General features: G+C 40.2%; 19 protein-coding genes. 14 read left to right on the top strand and 5 right to left on the bottom strand.

The window, feature by feature from the left end:
* The first annotated feature begins 17 nt into the window (after positions 1 to 17).
* The 3 genes from rsmI (at position 18) to IGI50_RS12080 (ending at position 2,609) form a co-directional block, all read left to right on the top strand.
* Entirely contained in the window at positions 18 to 878 is an 861-nt protein-coding gene (gene rsmI / locus IGI50_RS12090; RefSeq protein WP_438777077.1) for a 16S rRNA (cytidine(1402)-2'-O)-methyltransferase, read from the top strand.
* Positions 879 to 1,029: 151 nt separating this feature from the next.
* Entirely contained in the window at positions 1,030 to 2,244 is a 1,215-nt protein-coding gene (locus IGI50_RS12085) for an ammonium transporter (RefSeq protein WP_438777076.1), read from the top strand.
* Between the two features lie 20 nt (positions 2,245 to 2,264).
* On the top strand, positions 2,265 to 2,609 hold the full coding sequence (locus tag IGI50_RS12080; protein ID WP_438777075.1) for a P-II family nitrogen regulator: 345 nt from the start codon (positions 2,265 to 2,267) through the stop codon (positions 2,607 to 2,609).
* Between the two features lie 35 nt (positions 2,610 to 2,644).
* Here IGI50_RS12080 and IGI50_RS12075 read toward each other — a convergent pair whose 3' ends face one another.
* Positions 2,645 to 3,184 carry an SHOCT domain-containing protein gene (locus IGI50_RS12075; protein WP_438777074.1) on the bottom strand — a complete coding sequence of 180 codons (540 nt, stop codon included), beginning with the start codon at positions 3,182 to 3,184 and terminating at the stop codon, positions 2,645 to 2,647.
* Positions 3,185 to 3,776: 592 nt separating this feature from the next.
* On the opposite strand from IGI50_RS12075, the gene IGI50_RS12070 reads away from it, so the two are divergent.
* The 6 genes from IGI50_RS12070 to asnS all read left to right on the top strand — a co-directional run bounded on the left by IGI50_RS12070 (position 3,777) and on the right by asnS (position 11,418).
* Positions 3,777 to 4,880 (top strand): baeRF6 domain-containing protein, encoded by a 1,104-nt coding sequence (locus tag IGI50_RS12070; protein WP_438777073.1) that lies wholly within the window; start codon positions 3,777 to 3,779, stop codon positions 4,878 to 4,880.
* A gap of 191 nt (positions 4,881 to 5,071) precedes the next feature.
* On the top strand, positions 5,072 to 5,272 hold the full coding sequence (locus IGI50_RS12065) for a cold-shock protein (RefSeq protein ID WP_010745638.1): 201 nt from the start codon (positions 5,072 to 5,074) through the stop codon (positions 5,270 to 5,272).
* A 272-nt stretch (positions 5,273 to 5,544) separates the two neighbouring features.
* Positions 5,545 to 8,298: a helicase C-terminal domain-containing protein gene (locus tag IGI50_RS12060; RefSeq protein ID WP_438777072.1), complete on the top strand. Its 2,754-nt coding sequence runs from the start codon at positions 5,545 to 5,547 to the stop codon at positions 8,296 to 8,298.
* Between the two features lie 54 nt (positions 8,299 to 8,352).
* The gene (locus IGI50_RS12055; protein WP_060789087.1) at positions 8,353 to 8,856 is read left to right on the top strand and encodes a cell wall elongation regulator TseB-like domain-containing protein; all 504 of its coding nucleotides are present in this window, start codon (positions 8,353 to 8,355) and stop codon (positions 8,854 to 8,856) included.
* Positions 8,857 to 8,892: 36 nt separating this feature from the next.
* Positions 8,893 to 10,080 (top strand): pyridoxal phosphate-dependent aminotransferase, encoded by a 1,188-nt coding sequence (locus IGI50_RS12050; RefSeq protein WP_010745641.1) that lies wholly within the window; start codon positions 8,893 to 8,895, stop codon positions 10,078 to 10,080.
* A 39-nt stretch (positions 10,081 to 10,119) separates the two neighbouring features.
* Positions 10,120 to 11,418, top strand: coding sequence for an asparagine--tRNA ligase (gene asnS, locus IGI50_RS12045; RefSeq protein ID WP_028021247.1), 1,299 nt, complete (start codon positions 10,120 to 10,122; stop codon positions 11,416 to 11,418).
* Between the two features lie 49 nt (positions 11,419 to 11,467).
* On the opposite strand, the gene IGI50_RS12040 is transcribed toward asnS, so the two are convergent.
* The 4 genes from IGI50_RS12040 to IGI50_RS12025 form a co-directional block, all read right to left on the bottom strand.
* Positions 11,468 to 11,668 (bottom strand): hypothetical protein, encoded by a 201-nt coding sequence (locus tag IGI50_RS12040; protein WP_010745643.1) that lies wholly within the window; start codon positions 11,666 to 11,668, stop codon positions 11,468 to 11,470.
* 17 nt (positions 11,669 to 11,685) lie between these two features.
* Positions 11,686 to 11,886, bottom strand: a complete 201-nt coding sequence (locus tag IGI50_RS12035; protein WP_060789083.1) for a hypothetical protein — start codon at positions 11,884 to 11,886, stop codon at positions 11,686 to 11,688.
* Between the two features lie 38 nt (positions 11,887 to 11,924).
* The gene (locus IGI50_RS12030; protein ID WP_010745644.1) at positions 11,925 to 12,176 is read right to left on the bottom strand and encodes a hypothetical protein; all 252 of its coding nucleotides are present in this window, start codon (positions 12,174 to 12,176) and stop codon (positions 11,925 to 11,927) included.
* A 74-nt stretch (positions 12,177 to 12,250) separates the two neighbouring features.
* Entirely contained in the window at positions 12,251 to 12,889 is a 639-nt protein-coding gene (locus IGI50_RS12025) for a TetR/AcrR family transcriptional regulator (RefSeq protein ID WP_010745645.1), read from the bottom strand.
* Positions 12,890 to 13,136: 247 nt separating this feature from the next.
* Between IGI50_RS12025 and IGI50_RS12020 the strand changes: the two genes are divergently transcribed.
* From IGI50_RS12020 to IGI50_RS12000, 5 genes are all read left to right on the top strand, one after another.
* Positions 13,137 to 15,194, top strand: a complete 2,058-nt coding sequence (locus IGI50_RS12020) for a heavy metal translocating P-type ATPase (protein ID WP_438777071.1) — start codon at positions 13,137 to 13,139, stop codon at positions 15,192 to 15,194.
* A gap of 157 nt (positions 15,195 to 15,351) precedes the next feature.
* Positions 15,352 to 15,792, top strand: coding sequence for a CopY/TcrY family copper transport repressor (locus IGI50_RS12015; RefSeq protein ID WP_438777070.1), 441 nt, complete (start codon positions 15,352 to 15,354; stop codon positions 15,790 to 15,792).
* Between the two features lie 27 nt (positions 15,793 to 15,819).
* Positions 15,820 to 16,029 (top strand): copper chaperone CopZ, encoded by a 210-nt coding sequence (gene copZ, locus IGI50_RS12010; RefSeq protein ID WP_010745648.1) that lies wholly within the window; start codon positions 15,820 to 15,822, stop codon positions 16,027 to 16,029.
* Positions 16,030 to 18,204, top strand: a complete 2,175-nt coding sequence (locus IGI50_RS12005) for a heavy metal translocating P-type ATPase (protein WP_438777069.1) — start codon at positions 16,030 to 16,032, stop codon at positions 18,202 to 18,204.
* A 12-nt stretch (positions 18,205 to 18,216) separates the two neighbouring features.
* A complete protein-coding gene (locus IGI50_RS12000; RefSeq protein ID WP_438777068.1) occupies positions 18,217 to 20,334 on the top strand; it encodes a heavy metal translocating P-type ATPase in 2,118 nt (705 codons plus the stop codon).
* The last annotated feature ends 107 nt before the right edge of the window (positions 20,335 to 20,441 follow it).

Genomic DNA, 20,441 nt, shown 5'->3' with positions numbered 1-20,441 from the left:
AAAGCGAAAAAAGGAGAATGACCGTGAAGATTCAAAAAAGCTTTGCGCAGCAGACAGGTACACTGTATTTAGTTCCTACACCAATCGGTAACTTGGAAGACATGACTTTTCGCGCTGTTAAGACATTACAAACAGTGGATTTGATTGCTAGTGAGGATACGCGTAATACACAAAAGCTATTAAATCATTTCGAAGTAAAAGTGCCGCAAAAAAGTTTGCATGAACATAATTATAATGAGCGTATCCCTGAATTGCTGAATTTTTTAAAAGAAGGGAACTCAATTGCTCAAGTAAGTGATGCGGGAATGCCCTCAATCAGTGATCCAGGACATGAACTCGTTGTTGCTTGCATTGAAGAAAATATTCCTGTTGTCGCTTTACCGGGTGCAACTGCTGGGATGACAGCCCTCATTGCCTCTGGGTTAATGCCGCAGCCTTTCCTTTTTTATGGCTTTTTGCAACGAAAGAGAAGCATTCAAAAGAGAGAACTAGAGGAATTAAAAAAACAAACGGCAACGCTGATTTTTTATGAGTCCCCCCATCGAATCAAAGAGACACTGAAAAATCTATTAGAAGTTCTCGGTAATCGTGAAGTAGTCATTTGTCGTGAATTAACCAAACTTTACGAAGAGTATTTAAGAGGAACAGCCGAAGAGGTAATCGAGTACTTGTCTGAACATGCCTTGAAGGGCGAATGTTGCTTACTAGTCTCTGGTGCAACGGATGCGGAAGAAGAGGAAGTCTTTGAAGGAACCTTGAAAGAGCAGGTCGAAGCGTTGACTTTGGATGGAACGTCTTCTAAGGAAGCAATTAAAATAGTAGCGAAACGACATGGGCTAAAGAAACAAGATGTATACAAAGAATATCATGAGTTGTAAGAGCAGAAGGTTCCTTCTGCTCTTTTTATGTGAAGTTTCATGACACGGAAAGTCATTAAATTAGATAAAAGTGAAAAAAATGAGAAAAAAATCTTTTTTTATTCAGAATTGATGTTAGAATACTTAACATAAAGAGAAATGGAGTGATTTGATGGCTGCAAATATTGCATTTATTTTGATTTGTTCAGGGTTAGTCTTTCTTATGACACCCGCACTGGCTTTTTTCTACGGAGGGTTAGAACGGCGGAAAAACATTTTGAACACGATGATGATGGTAATCTGTACGATGGGATTAGCTTCCTTAATTTGGGTAGCTATTGGGTATTCTTTATCATTTAGCGGTGGGGGAGATTTTATTGGGAACTTAGATAAGGTGTTTTTCAATGGAGTTTCTATGACGAAAGGTGATAGCATTCCAGAAGGGCTATTTGCCTTCTTCCAAATGATGTTCGCATTAATTACTACAGCAATTTTAACAGGATCAGTTGCTGGTCGGATGCGTTTTTCTGCGATCTTCTTGTTTATTGCCATTTGGTTGGTGGTCGTGTATTTCCCTATGGCACATATGGTTTGGGGCGGCGGCTTCCTCGATAAAATCGGATCGATCGATTTCGCCGGTGGAAATGTGGTGCATATCAGTTCAGGTATTTCAGGTTTAGTTTTAGCGATCGTTTTAGGTCGCCGACGGGAGTATCACCTTGGTGGTTATCGTCCTCATAATGTTCCGTTTGTTGTTTTAGGAACAGGCCTTTTATGGTTTGGCTGGTTTGGTTTTAATGGCGGTTCAGCTTTAGCCGCAGACGGATTAGCAATTCACGCGATGATTACTACGAACACAGCAGCGGCATGTGCAATGCTATCGTGGATGTTGATTGAGAAAGTTTTAAATGGGAAACCGACAGTGGTTGGTGCATGTACAGGTGCTGTCGTAGGGTTGGTTGCAATTACGCCTGGCGCAGGCTTCGTGTCTATCTGGTCAAGTCTATTAATTGGTGCTCTGGTAAGTCCGTTTTGCTACTTCTTTATCTCAGTAATCAAACAGAAACTAGGTTTTGATGATGCTTTAGATGCATTTGGTTGTCATGGAGTTGGCGGTATTTTTGGTGGTATCGTAACGGGGATTTTCGCAGATCCAGCGATTGGCGGCAGAACAGGTCTAATTTATGGCGACACACATTTATTTATTGCACAGATAGAGAGCGTGCTCTTTACACTAGTTTTTGCCGGTGTAGCCAGCTATTTGATTATTTCCTTAATCAGAGTATTCATGCCAATTCGAGTTTCTCAACAAGAAGAAGCGCTGGGATTGGATAAAATTGAACATGATGAGAATGCTTATCCAACATTTATGGGAATGGATTCTTAAAATAGCAGGAGGCGAATGCGATGAAAAAAGTTGAAGCAATTATTCGACAAGAAAAATTAGAAGCGATAAAAGCGGCAATTAACCAGGAAATTGAAGTAAATGGGATGACAGTCAGTCAAGTACTAGGCTGCGGCTTACAAAAAGGTCAAAAGACCCATGTTCGAGGACAAGAAATTATCACTACACTATTGCCTAAGGTATCGGTGAGTTTCATCTTAGCTGATGAGGATGTGGAGCGTGTGATTGACTTGATCTTAGAAACGTGTCAATCGGAAGAATGTGGAACAGGAAAAATTTTCGTTTATCCGATTGAAGAAGCTATCCGTATTCGTACACGGGAAACGGGTAAGGCAGCTATCCAATAAAAAATCTGTCCAAGAATTATTCTTGGACAGATTTTTTATTTGAGAATATCTTTTTTGATCTTGGCAAATTCTTCTTCCGTCAAGATTCCTTGATCTAGTAATTCTTTCATTTTTAAAAGCTGTTCAGCTTTACTTAAGGAATCCTCAGTATTATTTTCTTTCGTTATCTGCTGAATAGTATCTTCCAACTTAGCTAAAATCTTTGGGGCTTCTTCCTCTGTTAAGACGATCTTGATAGCCCCCTCTAAAGAAGTTATTTCCAAAAGATCTAAACTGGTTTCTTTCAACAAACGAAGTCCCTGCATATTAGCTAATGGAATGACCTTGAAATCATCACCAATCATTTTCTTTTGTCCCATGATAAAGCGCTGATTGGTTAGGCCATAAGCGTAGAAGCCATCATTTTTGGTGGGGGATGTTCGATTGTGCAGACCGATAAAGCAAACTAAGATTTTTTCATCCGCTCCTAAATGCTTCTCTAATACAGAAAAAAGCTTCACCGCCCATTGGCGATCCGAACCTGAGAAAAATCCAGTGTCTTGGCAAAATTGATACATTTCTTCAGCAGTTTTCATAAGGTACTCCTTTGTTTTATTAGTTTTAGTTTAGCAAAACTTGGAAACGCAAACAAATTTTTTTGAAAAGCGCAAAAAAAAGTTTGATTTTCATTGCGCCTATCATCTAACTAAAGGGTACAGACGAAGATAAAGTCTGAGATTCTATTTTGTCAGACTGGCTTGAGTAACTGCGAAAGGTTGGACTGACAGCTAGCTCATTAATAAGGAGTGAATTTTTCTAACATAAAAATTCAAAAGACTTTCGTACGCATACGATTCCACTAACGCGCTAAAAGCGAGAAGTGGAACTAGCAAAAAAACCACCATAGCCGTCACTATGGTGGAAATGAAGGTTGTTATTTACTCTTGGTAGGAGTAAGTATGAAAAACCAATTCGGGATAATTGGTATGTTTTTATGATAAAGCAAAGAGTCAATGAATTCATGAATACCCGTTTGTTAATTACTAAGAAATGTATTAGAAAAAACTTATGCAAATTCCAGTAAAATTTTTCAGTTAATTTCATAATGTAAGGGTTGCGTTTCGTTTTAAGGAATTTACTAGCTATGGTACACTTGATTTGGAAGATTTAATATAGGAGGGTACATTTATGGCAAATATCAGTAAAAAGTTACTAACTGAATTGACTTCAGAAGAAGCAACCGGTCCGTTTATCACATTTATGTTAAACACGCATCACGCGCATCAAGATGTTGAAAAAGATCAAATCATGTTTAAAAACTTTGCTAAAGAAGCGAAAAAACGCTTTGAGAAGAAATACACTGATCACAGCTTTGAACCATTCCAAGAAAAAATCGATCAATTACTCGCTGATGGAGATTTTTGGCGCAGCGGTACGAAAAGTGTTGCGGTGATCTTGACCGCAAATGAAAGCTATATTCATCGATTGAGCATTTCTGTCGATGATCAATACTATGTTAGCGACTTACCCTATTTATTAGCGATCATAAAAAATGCCCAATTCAATTATGCGTATTACTTGATGGCATTGAACAGAGATTCTATGAAACTTTACTTTGTCCGAAACAAAGAAGTAAAAGTGGTTGAACTTCCGGATGACGCTCCAAAAGATATTGTAACGGCCTTAGGCGACGAGTTGACAGGCGGCAATCTAAATGTTTCTGCTCGTGGTGGAGAAGTGGGTAGTTACCATGGAGTGAATACGAAAGACGAAGAGGTTGAAATTGACTGGGTAAATTATTACCAAGCAGTTGATAATTTTATAAAAGAGTTAGATAATCCTGATCAGCTGCCCCTGTATCTTTTTGCTTTACCAGAAAATCAAACGCAATTCAAAAAGGTTGCGAAAAATTCTTATTACTCGGATAAAGCAGCGATCAGCGGTTCACCAGCTCAGGCTAGCTTCAATGAAATCAAGGAAGAAGTGCAAAAGCTTTCTGGGCAACTAGCAGAGGTAGAGACGCAAACCTATCAAAAATTGATTAATCGCAAGTTTATTGATCAATTGGTTGATATCGTGCCAGCCGCAAAAGAAGGAAAAATTTCCCATCTATTTATTGCAACCTCTAATCTTGTGGACGGCTTTGGAGAGGACCCAGACGTTGAGTATGACCGCCGTCAGGTATTGAATGAAATTGCCGACAATGTTATCAAAAATGGCGGACAGGTCTTTGTTCTAGACCAAAAGGATGCACCGGATGAGAAAAGCTTATTGGCGATTTTACGCTATTAATACTTAAGCAGGTCAAATTTATTAAGTAAAAACTTTTTGAGCGATAACCTAGTGTTATCGCTTCATATGTGTTATACTTCTAATTGTAGTTTTTGTACGGTAATATTGGCAAGTTTGTTTCAGACAACATCTTTCCTATTTCACCATTCAAGTAATTACAAATTAATTTTTATCCTAGGAGGATGTTTAACATGGAACAAGGTACAGTAAAATGGTTCAACTCAGAAAAAGGCTACGGATTTATTACAGCTGAAAACGGAAATGACGTATTCGTACATTTCTCAGCTATCCAAGGCGACGGCTTCAAAACTTTAGAAGAAGGTCAAGCAGTGACTTTCGACGTTGAAGAAGGCCAACGTGGACCTCAAGCTACAAACGTTAACAAAGCTTAGTTATAGTAGACTTTTATGCCAGATGCGCGAGCATCTGGCTTTTTTTTTGCCTAAATTTTGATTATAGAGATTTATTGAATAGAGAATTTCTTTGGAATCGTTTTAAACAAAGATCATTCTTGTAGAAAGTGGTACTATTCAGATATAATGCGTGAGGAAGGTCTTAATAATTATCTTTGATTTAAGAGTGTATTTTCGAATGAGCAGTCTATTAAGGTTATTCATCGAAAGTGATAAAATCAACGCACGAGTTCGAGGAAGGAGGGGTGAGTGTGAAAAAAAATTATGCAGTCGTTGATATCGAAACGACAGGAACTGACCCCAAAACGGATCGGATCATTCAATTTGGTTGTGTATTGATTGAAGAAGGAAAAATCGTTACCCATTTTTCAACGGATATTAATCCAGATCAATCTATCCCACCACAAATTCAGACACTGACAGGAATTACGAATCAGCGTGTTCGAAGGGCGCCCTATTTTGAAGATGTCGCTCAAACGATTACTAATTTATTGGAGGATACGGTTTTTGTCGCCCATAATATCCATTTTGACTATCCCTTTTTAAGTAATGAGTTGGAACGTTGCGGTATGCCGCCGTTAAAAATAGCAGGGATTGATACGGTGGAATTGGCACAAATATTCATGCCTACGTCATTGAGCTTTCGACTGAAGGATTTAGCTGAAGAGTTGCATTTAGTCCACGAAAATCCTCATCAAGCGGATAGTGATGCAGATGTTACTGCTCAACTATTATTGAACCTAGAATCAAAAATAAAAGAGTTGCCGATTGTCACCTTAGAGAAGATTATCGAAACTGCCGATCAGATGGCTTTTCAAACGAAGGACTATTTAGAAGATTGTTTAAAAGAAATGCAGACTAATCCTAGACCCTTATCAAAAGATTTAGTTATTGTACATGGTTTCGCTCTGCGTAAAAAAAGCGTACCGCTCTTTTCAGAGAATTACTTTGGAACAAAGGCGTATCCTCGTTCTCGAAAGGCAAAAGAAAAAGTCTACCAGGGTGAATTGGAGTTTCGAAAAGAACAGGCTCGCTTAATGAATCTTGTCTATGATTTCTTTCATAAAAAAGAGGATAAGAACATCTTAGTAGAAGCAGCGACAGGGATCGGGAAGACATTAGGCTATTTACTGCCAATGAGTTTTTTGGCAACCCCTGAAAAACCGATCATTGTCAGTACGGTCTCTTTGCTGCTGCAGGAACAGATTATCAATCATGATTTACCGCTGATTAATCGATTATTGGATCAGCCGCTGCAGGCTGTAGTAATGAAAAGCAGTCGACACTATATTGATTTAGAGCGTTTCTATCAAAGCTTTCAAAAGAAGTCCAAGCAAAAACAGTATACGTTTTACCAGATGGCCCTACTTGTCTGGTTGACCCAGACTGAAACAGGGGACTTTGATGAATTGAATATGACTAGTTTGAAGCATCCATTCTGGCAGGATGTTTCACACTTAGGTACGCACACATTGAATTCCAGCAGTCCTTTTTACGACGTGGACTTCATTCGTCATCGTCAGAGGAGACTAGCACAGAGCAATCTAATTGTTACGAATCATTCCTACTTGGCTCAAGAAGATCAGCGAAAGGAACCTCAGTTGCCTAAAAGTCCCTATCTCATTATTGATGAGGCGCATCATTTGAACCGTGTTTTGGAGAAAATCAGCAGCCAGCAGTTTAATTTGTTGGCGATCCAGCGAGGATTTCATCGATTGTTTGATGATCAGCAATTTGCCGTTTGGCAAAGCCTAGTCCAGAAGGATCATCAGACACTGCATGTACTTGAGATACTTCAAGATGTCATCCAAGAATTGAACGAAGATTTGACAGATTTTTATCAGATTTTTAAAGATGAGTATCCTACAGAAGATGAACGTTTGATTACGAAGGATATGATCGATCAGTTATCCTTAGCTGGAGAACAAGTATTGCAGCGAATCAGACGATTGTATCAGGACGCCCTGACTCTAGGTGATCAGATCCAAGGTTATTTTAGAACGCATAAAGAGACGTTTGGTATCAAAGAACAAGCTGATTGGAGTGATTTCCAGGCATTACTAGAGAATCTAGAACAACAGCAGGTGGCTTTTGAAACGTTCAGTGAAAAATGGGAGGCTCGATATATTCATTGGTTCAACGCTAAACGAAAAACGTTTCAGGTTCAGGACTTAGAGGCTTCATTGATTAGTCAAACAAAATGGTATGAACGGTATCGGCAGATTCTTTATCTAGGTGGAACGTTGAAAATCGGGAGTGATCGTCATTACTTTGCTAAACGCTGGGGAATTCCTGATACGCCATTGAAGATTATCAGTAGTCCCTACGATTATGCGAAACAAGCGCGAGTGTACTTACCAACTAATAGTATCAGTGTTCAGTCAACATCGCCCGATCAGTATGCGAATTACGTCGCGGGTGTCGTTCACAAAATGTCAGAAAATCAGCAACGCCCGATATTGGTATTATTTACCTCACATGATATTTTGAATCGTGTTTATCAACGTGTACGCGTCCCTTTATTAAATGAAGGAAGGGAAGTATTAGCTCAAGGAATCGGCGGCAGTCGAGAAAAGCTGCTAAAACGTTTCTTATTGTCCAAGGATGCGCTATTGTTTGGAGCGGATAGTTTTTGGGAAGGCATTGATTTACCTGGCGATATTCTGCAGATTTTGATCGTTACCCGTTTGCCCTTTGAAAATCCTCAGCGGCTGCAGGTTAAGGCTCGCAATGATTTTTTGGCCTCTGAAGGGATAAATCCATTTTTCCAAGAGGCAGTTCCCCATGCAGCTTTGCGTTTACGACAAGCACTTGGGCGCCTGATTCGATCAGATAATGACAAGGGAGTTATGCTGCTTTTAGATCAGCGCTTCATCACTGCCAAGTACGGGGAAAAATTGAGGAAGGCGTTACCTAAAGAATTGCCGATCAAACAATTACCACTAGAAGAAATTTTGGCAGAAACTGATCAATTTTTAAATTCTGACAAAAGTGAAGAGAATTAATGAGTGAACGCCCTTCTTTTGGTATAATGTAGCTTGTCTGAGAGGAGTATGATTTTGGATACGAATAGTGCAGGACAACAGAAGCTCAATCGCTGGCTATTAGGAATCGTGACTTTTTTATTGATCATTATTGTGGCAGCGACCATGATTTTTATCCGTTCAAATCGTCCGATGCACCAGGCCAAAAAAGAGGCTGTTCAAATGGCAGAGAAATATGCCGACTTAAAAACGGTGGATCAATTTTATTGGTTTAACCGCGAAAAGACTTATTTTACCGTTACCGGTGAAAATAACACCGGCGAATCGATCATTGTGATTGTTCCAAAATCGGGTGAAAAAATTCGCGTCCTTAATCAAAAGGATGGGCTAACGGAACAACAAGCGGAAAAACGCTTTGAGAGTGATTACCCAGATTTGGTTTTTGAAAAGGCCAATTTGGGCATTTACCGTGATCAAACAGCTTGGGAAATCACGGCAAAAGACGATCAAGGCGCGATTCATTATTACTTGCTGGCCTTCAATGACGGCAAGACGATCAAAGCCATCAAAAAAATCTAAAAAATCTAAAAAATCTTGGTAGGGGAGTTATCAGTTATGAAATTATCACAGCGTGTAACAAACTTAGAACCGTCCGTCACATTAGCAGCGACCGCTAAAGCCAAAGAATTGAAAGCCCAAGGATTAGACGTCATTAGTTTGACTGTCGGAGAACCGGATTTTACAACACCGGAGAATATTGAACAAGCCGCGATTGACGGGATCAAAAGCGGAAAAGTAAGTTTTTATACCGCTGCAGGCGGAACACCTGAGTTGAAGTCTGCGATCGTTGATTTCACTAAGAAAAATTATGATTTGACGATTGAACCCAAAAACGTTATCGTGACAAGCGGTGCAAAATTTGCATTATATACACTGTTCCAAACGATTTTGGACGCGGGAGATGAAGTGATCATCCCAGTACCTTATTGGGTGAGTTACGGTGAGCAAGTCAAATTGGCTCAAGGGAATCCAGTCTTTGTCAATGGAGACCTAAACAATGACTATAAAATCACGGTTGAGCAGCTTGAAGATGCTCGCACTGAGCAGACGAAGGCGGTTATTCTAAATTCACCATCAAATCCTACGGGAATGATTTATACAGAGGAAGAATTGCGTGAAATTGGAGAATGGGCAGTCCGTCACGAGCTATTGATTGTCGCAGATGATATTTATGATCATCTTGTTTATAATGGGAACGAAGCACCGCACATTGCTTCTTTATCTGACGAGATATTCCATCATACAGTGATCATCAATGGTGTATCAAAAACCTATTCTATGACCGGTTGGCGAATTGGTTATGCGATTGGGAATGCAGAAATCATTGGTGGTATGACTTCAATTGCGTCACAAGCTACCAGTAATCCAACGGCCGTTAGCCAAGTGGCAGCAGTAGAGGCTTTGATTGGTGAACAAGAGACAGCTGAGAAAATGCGTCAAGCGTTTGAAGAACGGTTAAATACGATCTATCCAAAGGTAGCTGATTTACCAGGATTTAAGCTAAAAAAACCACAAGGTGCATTCTATCTGTTTCCGAACATCAAGGAAGCGATGGAGATGGGTGGTTACGACAACGTGACGACTTGGGTCAATGATTTGCTAGAACAAGAGCAGGTTGCCTTAGTCACAGGTGAAGGTTTTGGATCATCAGACAGTGTACGAATGAGTTATTCAGCTAGCATGGAGGACTTAGAAGAAGCTGTTGTGCGGATTCGCCGCTTTATTGAAAATAGTAAGAAGTAAAAACATCATTTCGGGATAAATATGTTAGGAGAGACATTTGTGGAACAAATTCAAATCATCGATGCCAAGAATCATGTTGGCGAAACAGTAAAAATCGGCGCTTGGGTCGCTAATAAACGTTCAAGCGGAAAAATCTCTTTCTTACAATTACGTGATGGAACAGCGTATTTCCAAGCCGTTGTTGTAAAAAGTGAAGTATCTGAAGAGGTCTTTCATTTAGCCAAAGAATTGACACAAGAAACATCCATCATCGTTACTGGAGAAATCCGTGAAGACACTCGTTCAAAATTTGGGTATGAGTTAGGGGTAAAGGAAATCGAAGTCATTGGTGAAAGTCATGATTACCCAATCACACCTAAAGAACATGGGGTAGATTTCTTGATGGACCATCGTCATCTTTGGTTGCGTTCATCACAACAACATGCCATCATGCTAATTCGTAACGAAGTGATCCGTGCGACATACGAATTCTTCAACAATAATGGGTTTGTAAAAGTTGATCCGCCAATTTTAACAGGTTCTGCTCCTGAAGGAACTAGTGACTTGTTTGAGACGAATTATTTTGATCACAAAGCTTATTTATCTCAAAGTGGCCAATTGTACATGGAAGCAGCGGCTATGGCGTTAGGAAAAGTTTTCTCATTTGGCCCAACCTTCCGCGCAGAAAAATCGAAGACGCGTCGTCATCTAATCGAATTTTGGATGATTGAGCCTGAAATGGCATTCATGCATCAAGAAGATAGTCTAGAAGTTCAAGAGCAGTATGTAGCCTACTTAGTACAAAATGTTCTGGATAACTGTGACTACGCACTAGATGTTTTGGGTCGGGATAAAGAAATTTTAAAGAATTACACCAAACTTCCTTATCCACGAATTTCTTACGATGATGCTATTGAGTTGCTGAAGAAAAATGGTTTTGATGATATCGAGTGGGGAGAAGATTTTGGTTCGCCACATGAAACCTTTATCGCAAACTCGTTCGATCGTCCTGTCTTCATTTTGAATTATCCAAAGGCAATCAAGCCCTTCTACATGAAACCACATCCAACTCGTGAGGATGTTGTCATCTGTGCGGATTTGATTGCGCCAGAAGGTTACGGAGAAATCATTGGCGGATCAGAACGTGCGACGGATTACGATTACTTGTTAGAACAAATTCGTGAAACAGGTCTAAACGAAGAAGAATATTCATGGTATTTAGACTTACGTAAATATGGAACGGTACCACATTCTGGCTTTGGTCTAGGGCTAGAACGGACAATAACATTTATTGCTGGTATTGACCATGTGCGTGAAGCTATTCCTTTCCCTCGTTTGTTAAACCGAATTTACCCATAATAGAAGATAAAGAAAAACGCTGAGAAGAGTCTCGGCGTTTTTTCTTTGTTTAAAACCCAATTTTTTCTATTAAAGATGCTTTCTCGTCGTTGTCATGTTGGAAATAGAGCTCTTCGTTCTTTTCGTCTTGCTCTTTCAAATTAGTCGTAACCACGGTTTTCACTTCTTCTTTGTCAATATTCTTCTCAACGATTTGAGAAGCAGCCCCAAGAGTGATTAAAGTCAATGCAATAATAGTTAGTTTTTTCATGTTAAATCTCCTCCTAATTAAAATCCGATTTTTTCAGCGAAAGTATTTTCTTCATCGTGGTCATGTCCAAAATCAATGTCACTGTCTGTTTCGTCATGCTCTTTGAGGTTAGTCGTAACCACAGTTTTCACTTCTTCTTTGTCAATATTCTTCTCAACGATTTGAGAAGCAGCTCCAAGAGTAATCAGTGTCAATGCAATAATAGTTAGTTTTTTCATGATAATGTTCTCCTTTTATAGTTTTATTGTGGGATAGTTTATTTGAAAAATTTACCTTTGATTTCTTTTTTTACTAGCTCAAAGAATTGTGTCATTACTTTTGAACAGGTTTCGACTGGTATCAAGGTTTCATTACTGATAAATTCAACCATGTCGGTTAAATGTTTTCGAGAGTAGCGGGTGATGTTTTTATCGCAATAGTTTTCATAACTTTTTGTGATACGTTCAACGGTGTGGATCGATTCGTTTGTTTGGCTAGCTAATGTTTTGATTGTTTGTGTGTGATTCATGATAGGTTCCTCTTTCCTTGACCGACTGTCGGTCTAAATTGGTTTAATAGTTAAACTCAACAGTGTTTGTTGAGCTATGGGATAAAGATTTTTTGTAATTCTGTCATTGTCTCATCATAAGGGTGGACGGTTGGATTAATATCTAAGACTTTATAGATCAGATCGGTAGCAGCATTGACTCGGCTTTGGATTGTCTCAGGCGCTAATTTTTCAATGTTGTCAAACATGGTTTGAATTCCTGCAATTAGAAATTGAATGCTTTCTAATGGATGGCTGGTTCGGAATTCTTCTTGTTGTTTTCCTTCTTCAATAATCTCTGCTAAGAATGGACAAACTTGATTGATCGTTCCTTCAAGCGCTCGTTGTTTCATTAGTGCGTTTTCAGGCATTTGAAACTTATCGACGATCTCTTCTTTGCGAGTATCTTCTGAACTATTCTGTGAAAGAAAAGTGATCAGCTTCTGTAAAGCTGTAGCCTTGGACTTTTGAATCTCTTTGGCTCGAAGGATTTCTTGGTCAATGATTTGTCCGATAACGGCATCTAACACTTCCTCTTTAGAAACGAAGTAATGGTAGAAGGTTCCTTTAGCGATGCCAATTCGTTTCAAAATATCATTGATTGTAGTTTTGTTGAATCCTTTTGTTAGGAAAAATTCTTCGGCAGTTGCGATGATTTCATTTCTTCGTTCATCATGTTCCTTTACGATACGCATTTACTAGCTCCTTTCTCTAAACCGACTGTCGGTCGTTGTTTGTACCTTTATAATACCGACCGTGGGTCTATTTGTCAATGCTTTTTCGAATAAAAAGTTAAAATATTTTATAAAGTCTATTATATCAAGGTTTTAAAGCTAAATTATTTTTGAAAAAGCTTTCTTTTTATACTTGACACATGAGTGATCATTCATATATAATAAACATGAAGAAACATTCATATGTAATTAGAGAGAAGGGTATCTCATGGAAAAAGTATATCGATTAGATGGATTGGATTGTGCAAACTGCGCAGCAAAAATTGAACGTTCGGTTCAACAAATTACTGGGGTTGAGAAAGCACAGGTTGATTTTATGAGTACGAAGCTCACGATCGTCGCTCCAGAAAAAGAGATTGATCGAATTAGCGATGAGGCAAAAGAGATTGTTAATAAATTAGAGCCTGATGTTGAAGTTAACAGTATACAAACGGAAAAAGCCGAAGAAAGCTCTAAGGGAAAGATCATTCAAATTGTAGCAGCAATTGCTGCCTTAGCCTTACTTACGATCTTTACACCGCCAATGCCTTGGAAGCTTATTGCCTATCTGATTCTGTATCTATGGATCGGATATGATGTTTTGAAGACTGCTATTACGAATATTTTCCATGGAGAGATCTTTGATGAGAACTTCTTGATGGCGATCGCAACGGTTGGAGCGATTGCGATTGGTGAGTATCCGGAGGCTGTTGCGGTGATGCTGTTTTATCAAGTAGGAGAGTTTTTCCAGGATTATGCCGTAGCGAAATCAAGAAAATCAATCACTTCATTATTAGCGATTCGTCCTGATTCAGCAAATTTAATTCAAAATGGCGAAATCAAAAAGGTTTCCCCAGAAGCTGTCAAAGTTGGTGATCGTATTTTGATTAAGCCAGGGGAGAAGGTTCCATTGGATGGGATTGTGAAGGAAGGAAACTCCATGTTGGATACGTCAGCCTTAACTGGAGAATCTGTTCCCCGCAGTATTCATCCTGATGAACAGATTCTTAGTGGCTTCATTAATCAAAGTGGGCAATTGACGGTAGAAGTCACAACCACCTTTGGCGAATCGACAGTTAGCAAGATTTTAGATTTAGTAGAAAATGCCAGCAGTAAAAAAGCACCGGCTGAGAATTTTATTACCAGCTTCGCACGCTACTATACACCAATCGTGGTTGGATTGGCTGTCTTGTTGGCGGTGGTTCCACCACTTGTTACGGGCGAACCTTTTTATGATTGGGTTTATCGTGCCCTAACCTTCTTAGTTATTTCTTGTCCTTGTGCATTGGTTATCTCCGTTCCATTAAGTTTCTTTGGTGGGATCGGAGGGGCAAGTAAAGCTGGAGTCTTGATCAAAGGAAGTAATTATATTGAAACCTTAGCCAATGTAGAAACGTTGGTTTTCGATAAAACAGGAACCTTAACAAAAGGTGTCTTTGAAGTCCAAACAGTTGAAACAACGATTGATCAAAAAGATTTCTTACGCTATGTCGCGAGTGCGGAGCAAAGTTCAAGCCACCCTATCGCACAGTCAATCGTAAAATATGTGGATCAGCCTTTGGCAGCAGTTAGCCAACTGGAAGAAATTGCCGGTTTTGGTATTTCTGTTGAGATTGAAGGACATCACTTCTTAGTTGGAAATGAAAAGCTATTAGCGAAATATGATATTTCCTTCCAAGCGGTTAATGAAATCGGAACGATCGTTTATGTCGCAATGGATGAAGAATACATTGGACATTTAGTCATAGCGGATGAATTGAAGGAACATGTGACGACTGCTTTGACTGAAGTAAAAAATCTTGGTGTGAAGCGGACAGTGATGCTGACTGGGGACAATCGTGGAATTGCGGAGGCAATCGGCAAGAAAATCGGTATCGATCAAGTCTATAGTGAGTTGTTACCGGAAGATAAAGTTCTTCATTTAGAAGATGAATTGAAACGTGAACAAAAAACGGCTTTTGTCGGTGATGGCATGAATGATGCACCAGTACTTGCGCGGGCGGATATTGGGATCGCTATGGGTGGACTTGGTTCCGATGCAGCGATTGAAGCGGCAGATGTGGTTATTATGGACGATCAGCCGGCGAAAATTCCTACTGCGATTCGTATCGCGCGTAAAACAATGGGAATCGTTAAACAAAACATTGTCTTTGCGATCGGTGTGAAGATTCTCGTCCTGATTCTAGGTGCATTAGGGTTTGCTACTATGTATGCCGCTGTTTTTGCAGATGTCGGTGTAACCGTGATCGCTGTTTTGAATGCAATGCGTTGTTTGAGAATCAAATAATTAATACAAAGGCTTTGTGGCAATCGTTGCTGCAAAGCTTTTTTTTGTGCTCCATAAAAAATAATCGAAAAAAAGCTGTCTTATTGGTTGACGGCGAACGATTACAATTGTAAACTAAAAGTGTGGATTACAAATGTAAACGAAAGGAGTGATACTTATGACTATGACGGTTACACCAATCAAGATTAGTGATTCGGAATGGGAAGTCATGCGGGTGATTTGGACCCAGGGATCTACTACAGCACAGGAAATTATTGCTATTCTTGGGCAAACGATGGACTGGAAGCCTGCGACAATCAAGACTTTGTTAGGTCGCCTAGTAAAAAAGGAAGCTGTGCGAACGGAACAGTCAGGAAAAAAATATATTTATTATCCTGCAATTAGTGAAGGCGAGACAGTTAAAAGTGCGACAGAAAATTTGTTTTCTCATATCTGTGCAAAGAGAATCGGGGAAACCATTGCTGAGCTTGTAGCCGAGGCAGAATTGACAGATGCAGATGTTGCGCTAATCAAGGAGCAGTTAGTAAATAAGAAGACAGTTGACAAAATTGACTGTAATTGTATTCCCGGACAATGCGAATGCAATCATCATAAATAAAAAACAATTATAAGGAGAGAAACAAACATGAAAAAACAATTTGCAATCAACGGAATGAGCTGTAATCACTGCGTAGCGAACGTGGAAAAGGCGATCAATCAATTGGATGGGATCGACAAAGTAAAAATCAACCTAAAGAAAAATCAAGGGGTTGTAAAATTTGACGAAGCACAGGTTTCAGCAGATCAAATCGCTGCGGCAGTGACCGAAGCAGGGTATGAAACTGAGGTGATCTAATTGGCAGAGGCAACAGTAGAAACATTCGCGATCACAGGTATGACTTGTGCCAACTGTTCTGCTCGAGTAGAAAAGGAATTGAAGGCGACAGAAGGTGTATTAGAAGCGAATGTCAATTTGGCTACGGAAAAGGCCACCGTTCAATTTGATGAGACATTGACGGCAGAAAACTTAATTCAACGTGTCGAAGCAATTGGTTATGGCGCGATTCTTTTTGACGATGCCCATAAACAAAAAATTGAGCAGGAAAAAGCAGCGCATTTAAAAAAAATGAAACGGGATCTGATTCTAAGTGCCGTTTTAGTTGCACCGCTGATGATCGCTATGATCGCGATGCTGCTAGGAAGTCATGCGGGCTGGGTTCATTTTCTTCATCTGCCTTGGGTTCAGTTGATCTTAGTAACACCCGTTCAATTTGGTGTCGGCATGCGTTTTTATCGCGGCGCGTATCATGCTTTGAAAACTAAAGCTCCGAATATGGATGTTTTGGTAGCGATGGGAACATCGGCGGCCTTTGCATTGAGTGTATATAATGGTTTCTTTAATCCTTACAATTCCGATCTATACTTTGAAAGCAGCGGTATGATCATTACTTTGATTTTGCTAGGAAAGTATTTAGAACAAAAAGCCAAAACAAAAACAAGCGATGCGATTAAACAGCTCATGAGTTTACAGGCGAAGACGGCAACGATCATCGTTGACGGCGAAGAAAAAGAGGTACCGATCGAGACAGTGCAGGCAGGTGATCTGCTGCGGGTACGGCCGGGGGAACAGATTCCAGTAGATGGAAAAATAGTTGCTGGTCAAACGACAATTGATGAAAGTATGCTGACTGGTGAAAGCTTACCGGTGGATAAGCAAATTGACGATCAGGTGTTTGGCGGAACAGTTAACACGACAGGCAGTATCCAGTTTAATGCTACTCAAGTCGGTAGTATGACGGTCCTTTCACGAATCATTCGGATGGTGGAAGATGCGCAAGGAGAAAAAGCACCAATCCAACAAATCGCAGATAAAATTTCAAAGGTATTTGTCCCAACAGTTTTAGGAATTGCTTTACTTACATTGCTCGCTACGGGTTTATTTACCGGCGATTGGCAACAAGCGATCGTACACAGTGTTTCTGTTCTAGTAATCGCTTGTCCCTGCGCATTAGGTCTGGCAACACCGACAGCGATCATGGTTGGGACCGGCTTAGGGGCAAAATCCGGTATTTTAATCAAAGGCGGCGGTGCCTTGGAGAAAATTGCTCATTTGACAACGATTGTCTTAGATAAGACAGGAACAATTACTGAGGGAAAACCCGTGGTGGCAGATTTTGACTCTTCTGATCCGCAGGCCTTGGCTTACTTAACGAGTTTGGAGCAATACTCTGAACATCCTTTAGCCAAAGCAATCTATCAGTATGGGAAAGAGCAGACAGAGCTTTTGCCAGTTGAAAATTTTGAGAGTTTGACAGGACAGGGAGTGACTGGAACAATCAATGGAACTTCTTATTTTGTCGGGTCAAAACGGGGATTGAAGGAGCGAAATATTTCATTTTCAAAAGAACGTGTGCTAGCGTTAGAAGAGGAAGGAAAAACAGTCATGTTTTTAACCGATCAGGAACGTGTTCTGGCGCTGATTTCAGTAACGGATCAAGTCAAACATTCTTCTAAAGCTGCGATTGACGCGCTGCATCAGCTTGGAATCAATGTAAAAATGCTGACGGGGGATAATCCTCAGACAGCTCGTTTTATTGGAGCCCAGGTTGGACTTCAAGAGTCTGATATTGTCGCTGAGGTTTTACCTGAAGACAAAGCACAGGTTGTAAAAGAGCTCCAAGGGAAGAACGAATCGGTAGGTATGGTAGGAGATGGGATCAATGATGCTCCTGCACTAGCTTTGGCAGATATCGGGATTGCGATGGGCAGCGGAACGGATATCGCCATGGAGACAGCGGACATTACCTTAATGAACAGCGATCTTCTATCGGTTGAAAAAAGTATTCGTTTATCCAAGTTAACACTAAGAAAAATCAAACAAAATTTATTCTGGGCGTTTTTATACAATGTGATCGGCATTCCTTTTGCGGCGTTAGGCTTCTTGAATCCGATCATCGCTGGTGGTGCCATGGCCTTTAGTTCGGTTAGTGTACTGCTAAACTCGCTTAGTTTAAATCAGAAAAAATTGTAGGAGTGATTTCTGATGAAACAGGGAGAACAAAAACAAATGAATGAATCAATGGGAATGGATCATTCAATGCATGAACATCACGAGATGGATCATGGGATGGATGACCACGATCATCACAATATGAATCATGGAATGGGCGGACATGATCATCAGGATATGGATCATGGAGGAATGGATCATTCGATGCATATGGGGAATTTCAAACAGAAGTTTTGGCTCTCGCTTGTTTTATCTATCCCCATCATCGTGCTATCTCCTATGATGGGGATGCAGCTGCCATTCCAATTTACCTTTCCGGGATCTGAATGGGTCGTATTGGTTTTAGCCACGATTCTTTTTATTTATGGCGGTCAGCCTTTTTTGAGCGGTGCCAAAATGGAATTAAAAATGAAGAGTCCTGCTATGATGACCTTGATCGCGATGGGGATATCCGTAGCTTATATTTATAGCTTGTACTCTTTTATTGTCAATAAGATAAACCCTCATGAGCATGTAATGGACTTTTTCTGGGAATTAGCTACTTTGATTGTCATTATGCTATTAGGGCATTGGGTGGAAATGAGTGCAGTATCGAATGCCAGCAATGCCTTGAAGAAATTAGCAGAATTGCTGCCAGATGAGGTCAATAAGCTCGAAGCAGATGGTTCGACGAAAAAAGTGAAGCTGCAGGACATTCATTCTGGCGACCTTTTATTGGTTCGCGCTGGAGATAAGATGCCAACGGATGGAGAAATCATGGACGGCTCCACGATCGTCGATGAGTCAGCAGTGACTGGGGAATCAAAAGGTGTTCAAAAAAACGTCGGCGATAAAGTTATTGGCGGTTCAGTCAATGGTGACGGAACCATTCAAGTAAAAGTAACAGGAACCGGTGAAGACGGCTACTTGGCCAAAGTTATGACGATGGTGAAGGAAGCTCAGCAAGAAAAATCAAAACTAGAATCTATTTCTGATAAAGTGGCAAAATGGCTGTTTTATGTTGCCTTAGCTGCGGGGATATTAACATTTATTGCTTGGCTGATCGTAGCAGACCTGCCAGAAGCCTTGGATCGAATGGTGACAGTCTTCGTTATTGCTTGTCCTCATGCTTTAGGGTTGGCGATTCCTTTAGTTATTGCACGCTCGACTTCTTTGGCTGCAAAAAATGGGCTATTGCTGAAAAGTCGTCAGGCCTTAGAGCAAGGAAATCAATTGGATTATGTCTTCCTTGATAAGACGGGAACACTGACAGAAGGAAAATTCACAGTAACTGGTGTGGAAGTGCTGACTGATATAGATAAAGAAGAAGTCCTAAAATACATTGGTGCTTTGGAAAGTCAAACCAATCATCCGTTAGCGGTGGGTGTCATGAACTACTTGAAGTCTGAAAAGATCGAACCTTATCAAGCACAGGATGTGTCGACTTTAAAAGGGATCGGCGTAAGCGGCTTGGTTGAAGGACATCAAGTGATTTTGGCCAACCAGAAGGAAGTAGAAAAGCGGAAACTAAGCGTTGATCAAGAAAAGCTGAAGAATTATCAAGCACAAGGAAATACGATTTCCTTCCTATTAGTAGATGATCAATTGATCGCCTTCTTTGCAATGGGAGATACGCTAAAAGATCAAGCGCAAGATTTCATAACGCGCTTGCGTGAGGCTGACATTGAACCTGTAATGCTGACAGGAGATAACAAAGCTGCAGCGAAAGCGGTGGCTGAGTATTTGGGCATCAAAGAGTTTTACAGCGAATTATTGCCGGATGATAAAGAAAAAATTATCAAGAGCTACACCGATAAGAGCAAAAAGGTAATGATGGTAGGCGATGGAATCAATGACGCACCAGCTTTAGCCAGAGCGTCTATCGGGATGGCTATCGGAGCAGGAACAGATATTGCGATTGATTCTGCGGATGTCGTTTTAACCAATAGTAACCTATCGGATATTTTGAAATTTGTACGTTTGGCTAAAAATACACATCGAAAAATGATTCAAAATCTATGGTGGGGAGCCGGCTATAATATCCTAGCCATTCCACTTGCAGCAGGTGTTTTGGCTCCAATAGGAATTCTGTTAAGTCCAGCGGTCGGTGCGATTCTTATGTCCTTAAGTACGATTATCGTAGCTATTAATGCGATGACTTTAAGCGTCTGATTATTCAGACGCTATTTTTTTTTGAAAAAAGTTGAGAAAAAACTTTCGTTCGTTTTGTGCTATTTTTTAATTAGGGGAATTATATGCATAGAAAAGAGGGCGAGAAG

The organism is Enterococcus sp. DIV0170 (assembly GCF_051710765.1).
In the GTDB taxonomy this organism is placed as follows: domain Bacteria; phylum Bacillota; class Bacilli; order Lactobacillales; family Enterococcaceae; genus Enterococcus_A; species Enterococcus_A raffinosus.
Note: the sequence above shows the minus strand (reverse complement) of the source record. Positions and strands in the feature narration are given on the sequence as shown.

Bases quoted from the DNA above. Each gene is read 5' to 3' on its own strand.
- IGI50_RS12025 (WP_010745645.1), bottom strand. From the start codon at position 12,889: ATGCGTATCGTAAAGGAACATGATGAACGAAGAAATGAAATCATCGCA.
- IGI50_RS12080 (WP_438777075.1), top strand. From the start codon at position 2,265: ATGAAAAAAGTTGAAGCAATTATTCGACAAGAAAAATTAGAAGCGATA.
- IGI50_RS12050 (WP_010745641.1), top strand. From the start codon at position 8,893: ATGAAATTATCACAGCGTGTAACAAACTTAGAACCGTCCGTCACATTA.
- IGI50_RS12075 (WP_438777074.1), bottom strand. From the start codon at position 3,184: ATGAAAACTGCTGAAGAAATGTATCAATTTTGCCAAGACACTGGATTT.
- IGI50_RS12065 (WP_010745638.1), top strand. From the start codon at position 5,072: ATGGAACAAGGTACAGTAAAATGGTTCAACTCAGAAAAAGGCTACGGA.
- IGI50_RS12030 (WP_010745644.1), bottom strand. From the start codon at position 12,176: ATGAATCACACACAAACAATCAAAACATTAGCTAGCCAAACAAACGAA.
- IGI50_RS12015 (WP_438777070.1), top strand. From the start codon at position 15,352: ATGACTATGACGGTTACACCAATCAAGATTAGTGATTCGGAATGGGAA.
- rsmI (WP_438777077.1), top strand. From the start codon at position 18: ATGACCGTGAAGATTCAAAAAAGCTTTGCGCAGCAGACAGGTACACTG.
- copZ (WP_010745648.1), top strand. From the start codon at position 15,820: ATGAAAAAACAATTTGCAATCAACGGAATGAGCTGTAATCACTGCGTA.
- IGI50_RS12035 (WP_060789083.1), bottom strand. From the start codon at position 11,886: ATGAAAAAACTAACTATTATTGCATTGACACTGATTACTCTTGGAGCT.
- IGI50_RS12085 (WP_438777076.1), top strand. From the start codon at position 1,030: ATGGCTGCAAATATTGCATTTATTTTGATTTGTTCAGGGTTAGTCTTT.
- IGI50_RS12020 (WP_438777071.1), top strand. From the start codon at position 13,137: ATGGAAAAAGTATATCGATTAGATGGATTGGATTGTGCAAACTGCGCA.
- IGI50_RS12040 (WP_010745643.1), bottom strand. From the start codon at position 11,668: ATGAAAAAACTAACTATTATTGCATTGACTTTAATCACTCTTGGGGCT.
- IGI50_RS12000 (WP_438777068.1), top strand. From the start codon at position 18,217: ATGAAACAGGGAGAACAAAAACAAATGAATGAATCAATGGGAATGGAT.
- IGI50_RS12070 (WP_438777073.1), top strand. From the start codon at position 3,777: ATGGCAAATATCAGTAAAAAGTTACTAACTGAATTGACTTCAGAAGAA.